Source organism: Hydrogenophaga sp. (assembly GCF_028698005.1).
In the GTDB taxonomy this organism is placed as follows: domain Bacteria; phylum Pseudomonadota; class Gammaproteobacteria; order Burkholderiales; family Burkholderiaceae_C; genus Hydrogenophaga.
On the sequence record NZ_JAQVEJ010000247.1, the window covers coordinates 1 to 2,985 of the forward strand.

3 protein-coding genes and 1 pseudogene are annotated in these 2,985 nt (G+C 62.5%); all 4 read left to right on the plus strand.

All coding sequences use genetic code 11. The features are described from left to right. A pseudogene (locus PHQ87_RS15485) lies at positions 1–129 on the plus strand (ribonuclease HII); the annotation flags it as partial. 66 nt (positions 130–195) lie between these two features. Beyond that, positions 196–543, plus strand: coding sequence for a TraR/DksA C4-type zinc finger protein (locus PHQ87_RS15490; RefSeq protein ID WP_300236348.1), 348 nt, complete (start codon positions 196–198; stop codon positions 541–543). Positions 544–806: 263 nt separating this feature from the next. After that, positions 807–2,285, plus strand: coding sequence for a SulP family inorganic anion transporter (locus tag PHQ87_RS15495; protein WP_300236350.1), 1,479 nt, complete (start codon positions 807–809; stop codon positions 2,283–2,285). Between the two features lie 12 nt (positions 2,286–2,297). Further along, on the plus strand, positions 2,298–2,985 hold a 688-nt coding region (locus PHQ87_RS15500), incomplete at its 3' end, for a universal stress protein (RefSeq protein WP_300236353.1).

The window sequence follows — 2,985 nt, forward strand, 5'->3', positions numbered from 1 at the left end:
CCGGGCTATGGCCTCGCCAAGCACAAGGGCTATGGCACAGCCGCACACCTCAAGGCCCTGGATGCGCTGGGCCCGAGCCCCATCCACCGCCACAGCTTCGCCCCCGTAAAGGCCCGCGCAACCGCCTGAGACGCCTGTGGGAGCGGCCTCAGGCCGCGATTTCTGAAGCGTCCGGCTATGCGTAACGGACCACCCATGACCGATATCGACGTCGACCATTTCAAACGCAAACTCATGGCGGCGCGCGACGCCATCCTGGCCACCCAGGAGGCCCGTGATGCGTCGGCCGCGACCGTTGAATTGGATCAGTCCAGCGTCGGGCGCCTGTCGCGCATGGATGCAATGCAACAGCAGGCCATGGCCCAGAGCAACCGGCAGCGTGCCGACGTGGCCCTGCGGCGTATCGACGCAGCCCTGAGGCGCTGTGACGACGGGAGTTACGGCCTGTGCCTGGAATGTGACGAAGCGATCGATCCGCGCCGCCTGGAACTGGATCCCGCCACGCCCTTGTGCATCACCTGCGCGCAGGCCTGCGACCGCTGAGTTTGTGATACCGCGCCGCCAACCGGCGCTTCCTGTGTCTGCGAGGCCCGGATTCCGTTACGTGTGCCAAATTCCCTGGCACTGTGTTATGGTGCGCCCCCATTTCGCGCGCCTGGCATCATGTCCCTTACTGTTTCCTCCCGTCTCAGTCCGCCATAGCCCCGCCGGCACGCTTTCCGACTTCGCAACGCGCGAATTCTTCCCATCGCTTTGAAAACAACCGCGTCAGCGTAGTGACGTGGCCGTGATTTTTTGGATCAAGCATGCTGCAAAACATCAGTAAAGACTGGTTTTCCAATAGCCGTGGCGACGTGCTGGCCGGCCTCGTCGTCGCCCTGGCGCTCATCCCCGAAGCCATCGCCTTCTCCGCCATCGCAGGCGTGGATCCGAAGGTGGGGCTGTACGCCTCCTTCTGCATCGCGGTGGTGATCGCCTTTGTGGGCGGACGACCGGGCATGATCTCCGCGGCGACCGGCGCCATGGCGCTGTTGATGATCACGCTGGTGAAGGAGCACGGTCTCGAATATCTGCTCGTTGCCACCTTACTCACCGGCGTGTTGCAGATCATTGCCGGCTATCTGAAGCTGGGCTCGCTGATGCGGTTTGTCTCCCGCTCGGTGGTGACCGGCTTCGTGAATGCCCTGGCCATCCTGATCTTCATGGCGCAGTTGCCGGAACTTACGAACGTCACGTGGCATGTCTATGCCATGACCGCGGCCGGTCTCGCCATCATTTACCTGTTCCCGTATCTCACCAAGGCAGTGCCGTCGCCGCTGGTCACTATCGTTGTGCTGACTGCCGTGGCCATGGTGCTTGAGCTGGACATCCGCACCGTCGGCGACATGGGGGAACTGCCCGACACGCTGCCCGTGTTCCTCTGGCCCGATGTGCCGCTGACCCTCGAAACCCTGGCCATCATTTTCCCGTATTCCGTATCACTGGCCGTGGTGGGCCTGCTGGAATCGCTCATGACGGCCACCATCGTGGACGACCTGACCGATACGCCCAGCGACAAGAACCGCGAATGCAAGGGGCAGGGCGTTGCCAACATCGCCGCGGGTCTGATGGGCGGCATGGCCGGCTGTGCCATGATCGGGCAGTCGGTCATCAACGTGAAATCCGGCGGACGCACCCGATTGTCCACCTTCACCGCGGGCACGGTACTGCTGATGTTGGTGGTGTTTCTGGGTGACTGGGTGGGCCGCATTCCCATGGCTGCGCTCGTCGCCGTGATGATCATGGTGTCCATCGGTACGTTCAGCTGGGAATCCCTGCGCAATCTGAAAAAGCACCCCAAGAGCACCAGCTTGGTCATGATCACCACGGTGGTGGTCGTGGTCGCCACCCACAATCTGGCCTATGGCGTGTTCGTGGGCGTGCTGTTTGCGGCGATGAATTTCGCCAACAAGGTGGCGCAGTACAAATACGTGACCTCCCGTCTCAATGACGACGGCACCGTGCGCACTTACAAGGTGGTCGGCCAGGTGTTCTTCGCGTCGGCGGACAAATTCGTCGAGTTTTTCGATTTCAAGGAAGCGCTGGACAGGGTGGTGATCGACCTCACCCATGCGCATTTCTGGGACATTACCTCGGTCAGTGCCCTGGACAAGGTGGTGATAAAGTTCCGGCGCGAAGGCACCGAGGTGGACATCGTGGGACTGAACGAAGCCAGTGCCACCATCGTCGACCGTTTCGCGGTACACGACAAACCCGGCGCAGTAGACGCCCTGATGGGGCACTGACGGAGGCGACCCATGAGTAACGTGATTGCATGCATCGACGGAACCAGCGTGTCGCCTGCGGTATGTGACTATGGCGCGTGGGCCAGCCTGCGCCTGAGTGCGCCACTGGTGTTCCTGCACGTGCTGGAGAAATCCGAATATCCGGCTGAAAGCAACCTGAGCGGCAATATCGGCCTGGGCAGCCGCGAGGCCCTGCTGGAAGAATTGGCCACCCTGGACGAACGACGTGGCAAGTTGGCCCTCGAACAGGGACGGCTGATGCTCGACGCCGCCAGGCAGCGGGCCATCGCCGACGGTGTGACCGACCCGACCACGCGGCAGCGCCACGGCAACCTGGTCGAAACCCTGAGTGAAATGGAACAGGACATCCGTCTGCTGGTGCTCGGCAAGCACGACGAACACCTGGGCGAACACGTGGGCAGCCGGCTGGAAACGGTGGTGCGTACCATGCACCGACCGATCCTGGTCACGTCAGGCGGTTTTTCAGCGCCTGAGCGGGTCATGCTTGCCTTCGACGGCAGCGACACCACGCGCAAGGGTGTGGAGATGGTTGCGCGCAGTGCATTGTTCCGGGGCCTGCAATGCCATGTGGTGATGGTCGCCGCGGATAACGACGAGAACCGCATGCAGCTTCAATGGGCCACCCAAACCCTGGAGGCTGCCGGCTTGGACACGCCCGGCGTCGTCATCGAAGGCCCGG

What these genes read in the sequence shown, in the direction of transcription:
- PHQ87_RS15490 (WP_300236348.1), top strand. Translation starts at nt 196, where the DNA reads ATGACCGATATCGACGTCGACCATTTCAAACGCAAACTCATGGCGGCG.
- PHQ87_RS15495 (WP_300236350.1), top strand. Translation starts at nt 807, where the DNA reads ATGCTGCAAAACATCAGTAAAGACTGGTTTTCCAATAGCCGTGGCGAC.